This is a genomic window from Flavobacteriaceae bacterium HL-DH10 (assembly GCA_031826515.1).
In the GTDB taxonomy this organism is placed as follows: domain Bacteria; phylum Bacteroidota; class Bacteroidia; order Flavobacteriales; family Flavobacteriaceae; genus Thalassobellus; species Thalassobellus suaedae.
In genome coordinates this window covers 3,995,624-4,009,775 of the sequence record CP134536.1, presented here as the reverse complement: position 1 = coordinate 4,009,775, position 14,152 = coordinate 3,995,624, and the positions used below count along the sequence as shown (strand labels likewise).

Sequence of the window (14,152 nt, the reverse complement as noted above, 5' to 3'; positions counted from 1 at the left end):
GGACTTTTTTAAATTTAAAATTTATTATAAATGAAAAAAGTAATATCTATAAGCTGTTCTTTTTTGCTTTTTTTAGTTGCGATTAGCTGTAATACTAATGAAAACAAGCAAAGTAATGAGTCTTTTTATCAAGATTTTAAAACACCTCCAAATACTGCTAAACCCAGGGTTTGGTGGCATTGGATGAATGGTAATATTACCAAAGAAGGGATTCAAAAAGATTTAGATTGGATGGAAAGCATTGGTATTGGAGGTTTTCATAATTTCGATGCTAAATTTTTAACTCCAGTTGTGGTGCCTAACAGGTTGGTCTATATGACGCCACAATGGAAAGATGCCTTTAGTTTCACAACAGATTTAGCTGCTAAAAAAGGTTTTGAGATGGCTATAGCAGGTTCGCCGGGATGGAGCGTTACAGGAGGTCCTTGGGTAGAACCTAAAGATGGCATGAAAAAATATGTTTGGTCTGAGGTTGTTGTTAAGGGCGGACAAAATTATAGTGGAAAGTTACCAGAGCCTCCTAGTAATATTGGTAATTTTCAAGATGTGCCAATGGATGAAGAAGGTATGGATGGTGCTTTTGTTGGTGAGAAACCAAAGTTTTATAAAGATGCCTTTGTTATTGCTTATAAGCTTCCTGATAATGAAAAACAGTTAGCAGAATTAAGTCCTATTTTGAGCAAAAGCGGAGGTGATTTTGATACTAAATATGTAATGGATAATGATTTGTCTAAGTCGTATTTCCTGCCACCAACAAAAGTTGGCGAAGATATGTGGGTGCAATATGCTTTTAATTCACCACAAACATTTAAAGCTTTTTCAGTTTCAGGAGCTAGTCATGATAAATTGGCTGAATTCAATGGAGGTGTTAAAAACCGAAGTTTAAAAGTTAGTGATGATGGCATTAATTTTAGAACAATAGCCACAGTTTCTGGTTCACATGTACCATTTAATACAGTTTCGATAAAACCAACTACTGCTAAATACTGGCGTATGTGCTTTGAAACACTACCTCCTAAACCAGATATTTTTGCATTAATGGCAGGTGCGCCAATGGGAGAGCTTCATCCTAATGGTGTTGAGGTTGCTGAATTTGTATTGTATAATACATCAAGAATCGATCAAATAGAAGACAAAGCAGGTTTTAGTCCATGGACAGAAAATAGGGTGGATTCTTCGAATAACGAAAGTGATATTATTTCAGAAGAAAATATTATAGACCTATCCAGTAAAATGCAGCCAGATGGCACTTTAAAATGGGAGGTTCCAAAAGGACAATGGAAAATTGTAAGGTTTGGTTACGCGCTTACAGGACGTCAAAACCATCCCGCTTCGCCTGAAGCAACAGGTTTAGAGGTCGATAAATTGAATAAAGAAGCCGTTAGAAAGTATATCAATACCTATTTAGACATGTATAAAGATGCTACAGGAAATAAGCTGGGGGCAAATGGGTTGGAATATATGATTTTGGATAGTTATGAAGCAGGTTTAATGAATTGGACTTCAAACTTTCCTCAAGAATTTGAAAAAAAATGTGGGTACAGTATAGTAAAATGGCTACCAGTACTTCTTGGAAGAACTGTTGTTAGCAACGAAGCCAGCGAGAAGTTTTTATGGGATTTTCGTAAAACGATAGGTGACCTTGTAGCAGAAAACCATTATGATGTTATTGGAGAAGAGCTTCATAAAAGAGGGATGAAGCGTTATACAGAATCCCATGAAAATAAACGGGTTTATCTGGTCGATGGCATGGATGTAAAACGTCATGCAGATATTCCTATGGCCGCCATGTGGACACCAGGAAGTTTAGCGGAAGGAGCAGACGAAGAGGTTAGGAGTGAAGCCGATATTCGCGAATCAGCATCGGTAGCAAACATATACGGAAAACCATTTGTAGCAGCTGAGTCTATGACATCAGTAGGGAAACCTTTTCAAGAATATCCTGAAAGTTTAAAACGGACTGCCGATATGGAATTAGCATCTGGTTTAAATCGTTTTGTAATACATACTTCGGTACATCAGCCTTTAGATGATAAAAAACCTGGTTTTACATTAGGACCTTTCGGTCAATATTTTACAAGACATGAAACTTGGTCTGGAGCAGGAGCTAAAGCATGGATAGATTATTTATCACGTAGTAGTTATATGATGCAGAAAGGTAAAAATGTTGCTGATATTCTATATTACTATGGAGAAAATGAAAATATTACTTGGCTATTTAAAGACCAACTACCTAATATTCCTAAAGGTTACGAATTTGACTTTTGTAATGCAACGGCTTTAATTGATGCGATTGAAACAAAGGATGGAAAACTGGTAGCGCAAAGCGGCAACACTTATGAGGTGTTAATGTTAGATGCCAGTGCAAAATGGATGACATTTCCTGTATTGAAAAAACTAGCTGAACTGGCTAAATCTGGTGCTAGAATTATAGGAGAAAAACCTAAGGGTTCCCCTAGTTTGTCAGATAATCAAATTGAATTTGAAAAGCTAGCAGAGGAGGTTTGGAGTATGGATAATGTTGGGATCAATTTAAACATAGAAATACCAGAAGACGTTTTAATCACAGATACCGATCATGATATTCGATTTAAACATAGGGTCGATAACGATACCGATATTTACTGGTTAAATAACAGAAATGAAAATCCTACGAATACAAAAGTCAGTTTTAAGGTGTCTGGAAAAAAACCTAAACTTTTAAATGCCGAAACAGGTGCAATTACGACGGTTTCTTATGAAATAATTGGGGATAGAACAAACGTATCATTAGCTTTAAAATCTTGGGATGCGGTATTTATAGTTTTTGATGAAGTTTCAGAGGTAACTAGTTTTAATGTGGCTTTACCTCAAGAAAAATCTCAACAAATTATAGGTGGAACCTGGGTGGTTGATTTTAATGGACTTTTAAAAGAAAGCCAGGCACTTACATCATGGACAACTTCAGATGAGACAAAATATTTTAGCGGTACAGCAACTTATAAAAATGGTTTTGAGTTTTTAAACATAGATGAAAAGAGCACGTACATTCTTCAATTTGATGACCTAAAACATATAGCAGAAGTAACTCTTAATGGTAAAAAAGTTGGCGTTATTTGGAAAAAACCTTATCAAATAGACGTTACAAATGCTATTGTGAAAGGTGATAATCAGTTAGAAATTAAAGTAACTAATTTATGGGCGAATCGTTTAGTTGGAGATGCACAACCAGATGTTATAGAAAAGAAAACATTTACAACGATGCCTTTCTATCAAAAAGATTCGCCTTTAAGGCCTTCGGGGTTAATTGGAGATATAAAAATAATTCAATTGAAATAAATGGTTTTGTAGAATTAAACCTGCAATTTTGAACTATAGGTTTTGATTTTATTACTGTATTGTATAAAGGAGATAAAAAGTAAGTGAACATAAAACGAAGTACGTTTTAAAACTCAATTTTTAAAATAACAGATGGAATCCCAGTGTTTGTGTTAAAGACTAGCACGGATTGGAGTGGAGTTGCTACCTTTAATCGGACAGAAAATTTAAGACCGTTTGCTGCAAAACAAATATCTTAGAAACATGAAAAAACGATATTACAGTACTGAATTAAAGGAGCAAGCAGTTAGGTTAAGTTACCAGCGAGTTAACATAAAAGAATTAGCAGATGAGCTGGGCGTAGAAGTTCAGAGAATCTACAAATGGCGCAATGCAGCCAAAATAACTACATTACCCAAGGCAGAAAAACCAATACCCGAAGATACTTTAGAGCTTAAAAGACTTCGCAAAGCCCTTAAAAAAAGGAACTTGAACTTGAAATATTAAAAAAGGCCGTGTACATCTTTTAGTTCATTGTTTTCTATTTTAAATTAAGGTATTCATGAATGCTTCGCATTTCCAAGAGCGATGGGAAATCTATGGATTTATAGCCAGTTATAAACATTTATACCCCATCGAGAGGATGTGCAAAGTTTTTAAAGTAAGTAGGAGCAGTTTTTATAGGTGGTATAGAGCTGGTCCATCAAAACGGGCACTGGAACACAGCTTATTTACAGATTTGATAAAAAATGAATTTGACCTGAGTAAACAGCGTTATGGCTCCACAAAAATAGCGGAACAACTAAAACGTAAAGGTCATTGTATATCTAGGAGTAGAGTGGCTAAAACAAGTATTTTTGAATATATCGAAATATGGTATAATAGAAAACGTTTACACTCTTTTTTGGGGTATAAAACGCCTTACGAAGTAGAACAAGAATTTTATCAATTTAAAAATGTAGCATAGGTCTTAGAAAAAATGTCCGACTTTTTATTTGATATTATATGAATTTATTTGGTATTAAATAAAATTAAAAAAGCCGATAAACACTATGTTTATCGGCTTTTGGTGAGATTTGCTAATCTCTAAGCGGAGAAAGAGGGAACGCATTTATTTAATTTTACTCTTTCTTGTAATATTAGTAAAATACTAATTATCTCTTTGTTTACAATGCTTTTGAAGGGTGTGTTAATAAGTTTCCATTGTATGTAGTTGTATGAAATTGTATTTAATTTAAATTAGCCGTACAGAAATCGTACAGATTTTATTTATGGCAGCAGTAAATTTTTTATACAGATCAGTTAAGTCGGAAGCATTCCTAAGTCTAAGATTATTATTTAGATTTAATGAAAAAGATTTTGTTCGTGCAGCCAATACAAACTTAAAGGTTACCAAGGAGTATTGGGAGCGGATTCATAAATTAAAACGAGCAAAGGATGTTGATGTTATTAATAAACAATTTGAAGTAAGAAAAGAATTAAATAAAATTGAATCATATATTTTAAATGCTTTTCATTCAGCTAATCCTTCTTTAGTTGATAAAAAATGGTTAGAACACCAATTAGACCTCTATTATAACCCGAATCAAGCAATTAAACAACTTCCTAAATTACTTACTGATTATATTGATCATTATGTAATAGTTCGATCTCAAGAGATTAAGCCTGCATCAGTAACTAAATTCAATGTTATTAAAAATAAAATAATTAGATTAGAAAAAGATATTGGTAAAAAGATATTAGTAAAAGAGGTTGATGAAAACTTTAAAATGCTCTTTGTCAATTTTTGTGTAAAAGAAAAATATGCTAATAATACTATTCAAAGAGATTTAGGTTTAATAAAAACCTTTTGTAAGCATGCAAGAGGAAATGGTTTAGAAGTAAGTATTCAGCTTGATAAATTGAAATTAAAAAAAGAAAAAGTTTCACATATTTACTTGAGTTTTTTTGAATTAGAAGAAATTCAGAAAACAGTTTTAGAATTTGATCATTTAGAAAATGCTAGGGATTGGTTAGTTATAAGTTGTTTTCTTGGACAACGAATTTCAGACTTTATGAAGTTTAGAAAGTCAATGATAAGAATTGAAAAAGGAAAACATTTAATCGAATTTACTCAGCAAAAAACTGGTAAATTAATGACTGTACCATTGCATCCTAAAGTTTTAAGTATTTTAAAAAAGCATGATGGTGAATTTCCTAGACAAATATCAGACCAACGCTATAATGATTATATAAAGGTTATTTGTTCGAAAGCTAAATTAAATGAAAAAGTTTTAGGTAAGAAGCAAGAAAATATAGCACCAAAAGATTCAGATGAAAAAATCATTAGAAATAAGGAAGGGATCTATGAAAAATGGGAGCTTGTAACTAGCCATATCGGAAGGCGCTCTTTTGCTTCTAACTTTTACGGTAAAATACCTACTTCTTATTTAATTTATATCACAGGACATAGTTCAGAAGCTATGTTTTTGCAGTATATAGGTAAGAGTAATAAAGATATTGCAATGGAATTAACTAACTATTTTTAAGAATGAAGAAAGAAGATTATATTAATGTATTATTAGATGGCTATTTAAACCGTAAAGAGTTTTATCATAACCATTTACTTTTTAGTAAAAAGAAGGTTTTTGAGGAATTTGGTATTACAAATCATGAATTTATTAAAACTTCTTTAAAAATTGTTGATCAATTAATTGTACAAGCTCGTTTAAATTATAAAGAGTTAATTGAAGAATTGCAAAATAATTTGAAAAATGCTGTTAATGAAGAAAATCATGCTTATTATAAAAAAAGATTGCAAGAAGAAGCATTATCTGCTCCTTATTTTACTCATAACCTAAGACCTTCATTCAACGGCTTTGCTTCTGATATATTTTCTATTGATGATTTAAGTTCAATAAGATCTGAACTTTTAAAAGTATTCGAAGATAATTCTGAAATAGAAACAGAGTCTATTGGTTCTAATATTCAAAAAGATTATAATAATAAAGTTTTTAATTGCGTTAACTCGGAAGCATTGTTCCGAAAATATATAGACTTATATAAACAAGATATTCATTATAAGGCTGAGTTTAGTTTTCTTTTTTATGCCATGCATAAGTTTGAGCTGGTAATATGTAACGGCGCTAAATTTATTACTGAATTAGCTAAGTATGATATTTCAATGGATGCTATAGATAGCAGACAAGCATTTACTTTTTCTAACAAAAAAATTAATTTGTTTAAAATATCATATAAATTGTTTTTTAATACTGAACTACCTAATAATTAATGTTTTAATTATGGGTAATGCAGTACTGAATTGAAAAAAATGCAATGCTGCATCAGAAACACTGCAATATCGATTCAATCTAAACTGGTAATTTGATTGAATTTTACATCATAATATAAATTATATAAATTATGATTAAAAATTCAATTCTATTATCCGAGTTAACACCAGAACAACTAAAAGAATTAGTTGGTTCAAGTGTGAAAAGTCAGCTTAATGACTTTAAAAAATCATTAGGAAATCTTCATTCTAATGATGAACTATTTAGTAGGGAAGAGGCTTGTAAATTTCTTAAAATTGATTTGTCTACGCTTTGGCATTGGACACAAAAAGGAAAGGTTACAGCTTATGCCATTTCTTCAAGACGTTATTACAAAAGATGTGAGCTTTTGGAGGCTCTTAAACCTTTAAAAAAGTAATTATGACTAAGCAAGAAATAAGAAAACAGTTATCATTATACTTTTTGCAAGAGTTAAGAAATGTAATGAAAGATGATCCAAGTATTGAAGTGGTTAATATTCAGTTATGCCTCGTTAGAGATCCCAATTATAATAAAGTTGGCAGTTTTAGAATAAATCTATTAACCAAACCTGCTACGCTATGAAATATTTAAGAATAAGCTCAGATTACTATAAAGTGGTAAATAAGCCGTTAATAAATGGAGAAACAGTTGCTACTATTGTAAAATGGAAAAAAGCAGAAATTGTTACAGACCATGGTAAAGAGTATTTATGCCAAATTAAGAAATATGATGGATTTATTTTAAGACCATCTCATACGGATTATCAACCTGTATATAAGCATTTTTATAATAAATATGAAAAAGTTGAACATGAATTTATACAAGGGGATTTTACAGAAACTATAAATTATTTAAAGCATATTTTTGGAAATCAATATGAGTTAGGGTTAGATTATCTATCCATTTTATGGAGAAATCCTACTCAGGTATTACCAATCCTTTGCTTGGTAAGTACTGAACGAAATACAGGTAAAACAACTTTTTTAAGCTTCCTGAAGCTGATTTTTCAAAATAACTTAACCATTAATACAAACGAAGAGTTTCGTGGAAGGTTTAATAGTGATTGGACAAGTAAGCTTTTAATATGCATTGATGAAGTGCTTTTAGAAAAGCGGGAAGATAGTGAGCGATTAAAGCACTTGTCTACAGCTACGTCTTATAAATCAGAATCCAAGGGGGTTGATAAGACTGAGGAAGCGTTCTATGGTAAATTTATTTTATGTTCTAATAATGAAGACTCTTTTATTAATATCGATCAAGGAGAAATACGTTATTGGGTAATTAAAGTTAACCCTTTTGAGTTTGAAAATACTGAATTACTTATTAAATTAAAAGGAGAATTACCAGCGTTCATGCATTATCTAAATCAAAGAAAAATATTGACACCCAAGAAAACAAGAATGTGGTTTACACCAGAGCAAATTAGAACTACTGCATTAGAAAAGTTATTGAAATGCAATCAAAATTTTATTTTGCGAGAGATTAAGGAATGTCTTATGGATGATTTCATAAAGTTTGATGTAGATCAATTATTTTATACATCTTCTGATTTAGTAGAAAAGCTTAAAGCGAATAATGTAAGGGCTACGCCTAATCTTATTTCTAAAGTAATAAAACAATATTTGAAAATTGACAGTATTAACTCTTCTTATAATAAATACCATTTATCGAAATGTGTACATGGAGATGGTTTTATGTTAGAGAAAGTAATGTTTAAAGGACGCTTTTATAATTTCGAAAAAGCGTTAATAGAAAATATTTAAAACTGTTGATTTGTTGAATTTTTTATTTATGATTTGAAATATAGGTTGTTAGGTTTCAACATAATGCTAATGGCATTGTTGATTAACATATAAATCTAGTTGCGCAACTAGTTGATTATTTTGTTGAAGCATAACTTACTGGTAATGAAAGGTTAAAATTATTTTTCAACAGTTCAACATTTTTTTTGGTATTTAATTATTTTTTAAAAACTTACCACACTTAGCACCACACTTAGCACCACACTTAGCACCACACTTAGCACCACACTTAGCACCACACTTAGCACCACACTTAGCACCACACTTAGCACCACACTTAGCACCACACTTAGCACCACACTTAGCACCACACTTAGCACCACACTTAGCACCACACTTAGCACCACACTTAGCACCACACTTAGCACCACACTTAGCACCACACTTAGCACCACACTTAGCACCACACTTAGCACCACACTTAGCACCACACTTAGCACCACACTTAGCACCACACTTAGCACCACACTTAGCACCACACTTAGCACCACACTTAGCACCACACTTAGCACCACACTTAGCACCACACTTAGCACCACACTTAGCACCACACTTAGCACCACACTTAGCACCACACTTAGCACCACACTAAAAAATGCAAATTAACACTATACTTCACAACTCTTTATGGTAGTTTTTAGGTGTTTCATATTTATTCCTTTTGTAATTGAAGTATTGAATTTATTTGTTATGAAAACAATATTATTATATAGGGTAAAAGTTTAAGAATTGAAAGGTGCTAATAGTTAAGTTTTAAAAATAGAGCTAAAGGAAGATTTTGCAAAATCATGTGAACAAAAAAGTTACAAAGTAAAAAGAAGCATCAGTACTTATGCAATGTTCAAATTATACAATCTATAATTACATTAAAAAGGATTTCTTCTGGCATATAAAAAACAGGAAGGACAATAAATTATTAAAAAGGTGGACATGGGTATAATATTAAACGAAGTTAAGTCCTTGAAATATAGGAAGTGAATTGTATTATATAATATATTTTTAAAAAGGGCAAAAGTATAAGTAGTTTCTTATGTTCTTTTGTTATATTTAAAATCTCTTTTTAATATTGGTTCTTAGCAACTAATACCATTTTGGTTTAGCTGAAAATTCAATTTAAGTTTAATACAAATATGAATAAAAAAGATCTTTCCGAAAGGGATATTTGTAGCAAGTTTATTAACCCTGCTATATTAAAAGCAGGTTGGAATATGAGAAGCCAAGTAAGAGAAGAAGTTTCTTTTACAGATGGTCGAATCATTGTACAAGGAAATTTGTATACCAGAGGGAAAAATAAACGAGCTGATTATATACTATATTATAAATCCAATATACCTATTGCTATTATTGAAGCTAAAGACAATAAAAAGGCAGTTGGACATGGAATGCAACAAGCATTAGAATATTCTGAGATTCTACAAATTCCATTTGTATTTACCTCAAATGGAGATTCTTTTGTGTTTCACGATAAAACAAGAACAGACGGAACTTTAGAAGAAGAGTTAACATTAGATAACTTTCCTTCACCAGAATTCTTGTGGCAGAAGTATTTAAGTCACGCAAATATTGAAACTCCAGAAGCGCAAGAAATAGTTGAACAAGATTATTACTTAGATGACAGCGGTATGAATCCCCGCTATTATCAGCAAAATGCTGTTAATAGAACAATAGAAGCTGTTGCCAAAGGACAAGATCGTATTATTTTGGTAATGGCTACAGGTACTGGTAAAACGTATACAGCATTTAATATTATTTGGAGGTTATGGAAAACGGGAATAAAAAAACGCATTTTATTTCTTGCAGATAGAAACGCTTTATTGACACAAACTAAAAATGGTGATTTCTCTCCTTTTGGTAATGACATCATGCATATCATTAAAAACAGAAAAATTGATAAATCCTATCAAATATATTTTGCACTTTATCAAGGATTAACCAGTACTGATGAAGATAAAAATGCGTACAAAGAATTTAGTCCAGATTTTTTTGATTTAGTGGTTATTGATGAGTGCCATAGAGGAAGTGCTTCAGAAGCTTCAGCTTGGCGTGATGTTTTAACTTATTTCAATTCGGCTACGCATATTGGATTAACGGCAACTCCTAAAGAGACTAAAGATGTTTCAAACATGGATTATTTTGGTAAACCTGTTTACACATATTCATTAAAACAAGGCATTGATGATGGTTTTTTGGCTCCCTATAAGGTTGTCAGAATAACTACTAATGTTGATGAGGGTTGGAGGCCAACTGCGGGTTTACTTGATAAATACGGTAATGAAGTAACAGATCGTATTTATAATTTGAAAGATTATGATAAATCTTTAGCGATTGATGAACGTACACAAGTTGTTGCACAAAAAATAACGGAATATTTAAAGGCGACCGACCGTTTTGCAAAAACCATTGTATTTTGCGTAGATATAGATCATGCCAACAGAATGCGCCAAGCTTTAATAAATGAAAATGCAGACTTAGTAGCTAATCATTGGAATTATTGTGTGAAAATCACAGGCGATGATGAAGTAGGTAAACAAGAATTAGATAATTTTACAGATGTAGAAGAACGCTTTCCTGTTATTGCAACCACTTCAAAAATGCTTACCACTGGTATTGATACCAAAATGGTAAAGTTCATTGTTTTAGAATCCAACATACAATCCGTTACAGAATTTAAACAAATAATAGGTAGAGGAACAAGAATAAGAGAAGCTGAAGGCAAAGTGTATTTTACTATCATGGACTTTCGTAAGGCTACTAATATTTTTGCAAGACCAGATTTCGATGGTGATCCTGTTCAAATTTACGAACCAACTCTTGATGACCCTGTAGTGCCACCAGATGAAATTGACCCAACTATTATTGAGGATGACATTCTAGGCGAGCATCCAGAGTTAATAGCTCCTCGCCCGAATATTGACATAGATGAAGAAGAACAAGAAATTACAAAGTTTTATGTAAATAATATTCCCGTCTCTGTTATTAATGAACGTGTACAATACTATGGTAAAGACGGAAAACTAATTACCGAATCTTTAAAAGACTATTCTAAAAAGAATATAGAAAAAGAATTTGCTTCTTTAGATGATTTCATTCAAAAGTGGCATGCTTCAGAAAAAGAAAGAGGAGTTAATTAAAGAATTAGCGGAACATGGTGTTTTATTGGAAGCACTCCGTGAAGAAGTAGGACAAGATTTAGATGATTTTGATTTGATTTGTCATATAGCTTTTGACCAACCAGCATTAACAAGACAAGAACGTGCCAATAACGTACGAAAACGTAATTACTTTGGTAAGTATAGCGAAACAGCTCAAAGGGTGTTAAATAGTTTATTAGACAAGTACGAACAAGAAGGCATAATATCTATAGAACAAGGTTCTGTGCTTAAAGTAAAACCTCTGAATCAAATGGGGTCTCCTGTGGAGTTAGTAAGGGCTTTTGGTAAAAAGAAAGATTTTGATAAAGCCATACAAGAATTAGAAAATGAAATTTATAATATTGCGTAATGTTTAGCTATAAGGACATACAATGGGGGCGCAATGTAAAAAATCAAGGCGGAAAGGATTGGGCATATTTTGATGATGATAAAAATGAAATGACCTTACATTGGTCATCTTCTTATGTGCATCAGCCAACACATGCAATGATTCCAAAAATTGGAGATATTGTGGTTTTATTTCAAAAAGTAAACAATAGGAATAAAATATATTTCACACATTTACTAACTCCAGTTGATAATATTGAAATAGACTGTTTTAAAACTGATCCAAATTATCGATGGGGTAGGAAAATGAAAATATTAGCTAAAACTAAAGAGTTAACTAAACCTTCAAATTTTAATCTCACAGCTGTTAATCAAGGCCATACCTACCTAATAGAACTATTTGATAAAAATTTACCAAAAGAAGACATACAAAAAATTATTTGGAATGCTTTTACTCCTTTTTTTAGAGAAGATGTGTACAGAAAATATATATCTGAATTATCAGAAAGTCTTTTAGACGATGGCTTAGACGATACGGAGAGTGAAGAAGGAAAATGGAATTACGCATTACACAGATATAGGGAAAGAGATAGAAGTTTAGTCCAAAAAAGGAAAGCATCTGCAGTCAATTTATTATGTGAATGTTGTAATTTCGATTTCTCAAGTGCCTATCCAAATTTAGGTGACGGCTTTATTGAATGTCATCATAAAATCCCGATTAATAAAGGAGAAAGAATAACAAAATTAGATGATTTAGCATTAGTTTGTGCAAATTGTCATAGAATGCTACACAGAAAAAATAAACAAAACAAATACCTAACAGTTAAAGAATTAAAAGAAATCATATTTAATGAGTAACATAACAACAAACATAAAAGGCATACGCGATATCATGCGTAAGGATACAGGAGTAGATGGCGATGCACAGCGCATTTCGCAAATGGTATGGATGCTTTTTATGAAAATATTTGCCGATAAAGAAGAAGAATGGGAAATAACCATCGATAATTACGAGTCTCCAATCCCTGAAAAACTTAAATGGCAAAATTGGGCAGCTAACGATGAGGGATTAACAGGCGATAAATTAATGGAGTTTATCGAAATTGAGTTATTCCCAACACTTAAAGATTTAGACATTACAATTAGTCCGCAAGCACATATTATACGATCGGTGTTTGATGACACGTATAACTACATGAAAAATGGAACACTATTCCGTCAAGTAATCAATGTCATTAATCAAATAGATTTTAATAGTACTACTGAACGTCACTTATTCAATGATATTTACGAAACTATTTTAAAAGAACTCCAATCGGCAGGATCGTCGGGTGAGTATTACACTCCAAGAGCAGTGACACAGTTTATGGTAGATATGATTAATCCACAATTAGGAGAAAGCATACTCGATCCTGCTTGCGGTACAGGTGGGTTTTTAACCTGTACGATTGACCATATGCGCGAGCAAGTAAAAACACCAAAGGACCGGGATGTTTTGCAAACTTCTATTAGAGGTATTGAGAAAAAACCATTACCACATTTACTGTGTACAACCAATTTAATGTTGCATGGTTTCGATTTGCCTGCGGTACGAAGAGATAATTTATTAAGCAAACCGTATGCCGATTGGGGAGCCAAAGATAAACTAGATATTATATTAACCAATCCGCCTTTTGGTGGTGTGGAAGAAGATGGTACCGAAACCAACTTTCCACAAAAATTTAGAACCAAAGAAACAGCCGATTTATTCTTAGCCTTAATCATTAAGTTACTTAAAACCAACGGGCGTTGCGCTATTGTATTACCAGATGGTACTTTGTTTGGCGAAGGCATGAAAACACGCTTAAAAGAAGAGTTGTTAGAACGCTGTAACCTACATACCATAGTGCGTTTGCCTAATGGTGTATTTAACCCTTATACAGGTATTAAAACCAACCTATTGTTTTTTGAAAAGGGAACACCCACTAAAGAGGTCTGGTATTTTGAACATCAGTACCCAGAAGGCGTGGTAAGCTACAATAAAACGAAACCTATTAATATTAAAGAATTTGATGTAGAAAAAGAATGGTGGAACAATCGTGAAGAAAATACACAAGCCTGGAAAGTATCCATTGAAGAGATTAAAAAAAGAGGCTATAATCTAGATATTAAAAATCCACACCAAGAAGCAGATTCTCTGGCAAGTCCAGAAGTGTTATTAGAAAAATTTAGAGCCACTGAAAAGAAGATTTCTTCAATACAAGCGGAAATTGTAAATGTTTTAACTGAAGCTTTAAAATAA

At 32.2% G+C, this 14,152-nt stretch carries 13 protein-coding genes; 12 read left to right on the top strand and 1 reads right to left on the bottom strand.

Features of this window, described 5'->3' with window-relative positions; genetic code table 11:
• The first annotated feature begins 30 nt into the window (after positions 1–30).
• The 8 genes from RHP49_16980 to RHP49_16945 all read left to right on the top strand — a co-directional run bounded on the left by RHP49_16980 (position 31) and on the right by RHP49_16945 (position 8,353).
• Positions 31–3,318 (top strand): glycosyl hydrolase, encoded by a 3,288-nt coding sequence (locus tag RHP49_16980; protein ID WNH12569.1) that lies wholly within the window; start codon positions 31–33, stop codon positions 3,316–3,318.
• A 243-nt stretch (positions 3,319–3,561) separates the two neighbouring features.
• Positions 3,562–3,804 (top strand): transposase, encoded by a 243-nt coding sequence (locus RHP49_16975; protein ID WNH12568.1) that lies wholly within the window; start codon positions 3,562–3,564, stop codon positions 3,802–3,804.
• A gap of 55 nt (positions 3,805–3,859) precedes the next feature.
• A complete protein-coding gene (locus RHP49_16970) occupies positions 3,860–4,264 on the top strand; it encodes an IS3 family transposase (protein ID WNH12567.1) in 405 nt (134 codons plus the stop codon).
• 304 nt (positions 4,265–4,568) lie between these two features.
• Positions 4,569–5,825 (top strand): tyrosine-type recombinase/integrase, encoded by a 1,257-nt coding sequence (locus tag RHP49_16965; GenBank protein ID WNH12566.1) that lies wholly within the window; start codon positions 4,569–4,571, stop codon positions 5,823–5,825.
• 2 nt (positions 5,826–5,827) lie between these two features.
• Entirely contained in the window at positions 5,828–6,568 is a 741-nt protein-coding gene (locus RHP49_16960) for a hypothetical protein (protein ID WNH12565.1), read from the top strand.
• A gap of 131 nt (positions 6,569–6,699) precedes the next feature.
• Positions 6,700–6,987, top strand: a complete 288-nt coding sequence (locus tag RHP49_16955; GenBank protein ID WNH12564.1) for a helix-turn-helix domain-containing protein — start codon at positions 6,700–6,702, stop codon at positions 6,985–6,987.
• Between the two features lie 2 nt (positions 6,988–6,989).
• Complete coding sequence (locus RHP49_16950) at positions 6,990–7,172, top strand: hypothetical protein (GenBank protein WNH12563.1); 183 nt, start codon at positions 6,990–6,992, stop codon at positions 7,170–7,172.
• Positions 7,169–8,353 (top strand): DUF5906 domain-containing protein, encoded by a 1,185-nt coding sequence (locus RHP49_16945; protein ID WNH12562.1) that lies wholly within the window; start codon positions 7,169–7,171, stop codon positions 8,351–8,353. Before RHP49_16950 ends, RHP49_16945 begins: the two co-directional genes overlap by 4 nt.
• A gap of 203 nt (positions 8,354–8,556) precedes the next feature.
• Here the strand turns inward: RHP49_16945 and RHP49_16940 are convergent, their stop codons facing one another.
• Entirely contained in the window at positions 8,557–8,979 is a 423-nt protein-coding gene (locus RHP49_16940; GenBank protein WNH12561.1) for a hypothetical protein, read from the bottom strand.
• Positions 8,980–9,522: 543 nt separating this feature from the next.
• Between RHP49_16940 and RHP49_16935 the strand changes: the two genes are divergently transcribed.
• Genes RHP49_16935 through RHP49_16920 form a run of 4 tightly spaced genes read left to right on the top strand, consistent with a single transcriptional unit; the run spans position 9,523 to position 14,152 of the window.
• A complete protein-coding gene (locus RHP49_16935) occupies positions 9,523–11,523 on the top strand; it encodes a DEAD/DEAH box helicase family protein (protein ID WNH12560.1) in 2,001 nt (666 codons plus the stop codon).
• Positions 11,471–11,893 carry a type I restriction-modification enzyme R subunit C-terminal domain-containing protein gene (locus tag RHP49_16930; GenBank protein WNH12559.1) on the top strand — a complete coding sequence of 141 codons (423 nt, stop codon included), beginning with the start codon at positions 11,471–11,473 and terminating at the stop codon, positions 11,891–11,893. Before RHP49_16935 ends, RHP49_16930 begins: the two co-directional genes overlap by 53 nt.
• Positions 11,893–12,729: an HNH endonuclease gene (locus RHP49_16925; GenBank protein ID WNH12558.1), complete on the top strand. Its 837-nt coding sequence runs from the start codon at positions 11,893–11,895 to the stop codon at positions 12,727–12,729. The genes RHP49_16930 and RHP49_16925 overlap by 1 nt, the downstream gene beginning before the upstream one ends.
• The gene (locus tag RHP49_16920) at positions 12,722–14,152 is read left to right on the top strand and encodes a class I SAM-dependent DNA methyltransferase (protein WNH12557.1); all 1,431 of its coding nucleotides are present in this window, start codon (positions 12,722–12,724) and stop codon (positions 14,150–14,152) included. Before RHP49_16925 ends, RHP49_16920 begins: the two co-directional genes overlap by 8 nt.

Bases quoted from the DNA above. Each gene is read 5' to 3' on its own strand.
- RHP49_16965 (WNH12566.1), top strand. From the start codon at position 4,569: ATGGCAGCAGTAAATTTTTTATACAGATCAGTTAAGTCGGAAGCATTC.
- RHP49_16970 (WNH12567.1), top strand. From the start codon at position 3,860: ATGAATGCTTCGCATTTCCAAGAGCGATGGGAAATCTATGGATTTATA.
- RHP49_16960 (WNH12565.1), top strand. From the start codon at position 5,828: ATGAAGAAAGAAGATTATATTAATGTATTATTAGATGGCTATTTAAAC.
- RHP49_16925 (WNH12558.1), top strand. From the start codon at position 11,893: ATGTTTAGCTATAAGGACATACAATGGGGGCGCAATGTAAAAAATCAA.
- RHP49_16920 (WNH12557.1), top strand. From the start codon at position 12,722: ATGAGTAACATAACAACAAACATAAAAGGCATACGCGATATCATGCGT.
- RHP49_16950 (WNH12563.1), top strand. From the start codon at position 6,990: ATGACTAAGCAAGAAATAAGAAAACAGTTATCATTATACTTTTTGCAA.
- RHP49_16945 (WNH12562.1), top strand. From the start codon at position 7,169: ATGAAATATTTAAGAATAAGCTCAGATTACTATAAAGTGGTAAATAAG.
- RHP49_16930 (WNH12559.1), top strand. From the start codon at position 11,471: ATGATTTCATTCAAAAGTGGCATGCTTCAGAAAAAGAAAGAGGAGTTA.
- RHP49_16975 (WNH12568.1), top strand. From the start codon at position 3,562: ATGAAAAAACGATATTACAGTACTGAATTAAAGGAGCAAGCAGTTAGG.
- RHP49_16980 (WNH12569.1), top strand. From the start codon at position 31: ATGAAAAAAGTAATATCTATAAGCTGTTCTTTTTTGCTTTTTTTAGTT.
- RHP49_16935 (WNH12560.1), top strand. From the start codon at position 9,523: ATGAATAAAAAAGATCTTTCCGAAAGGGATATTTGTAGCAAGTTTATT.
- RHP49_16955 (WNH12564.1), top strand. From the start codon at position 6,700: ATGATTAAAAATTCAATTCTATTATCCGAGTTAACACCAGAACAACTA.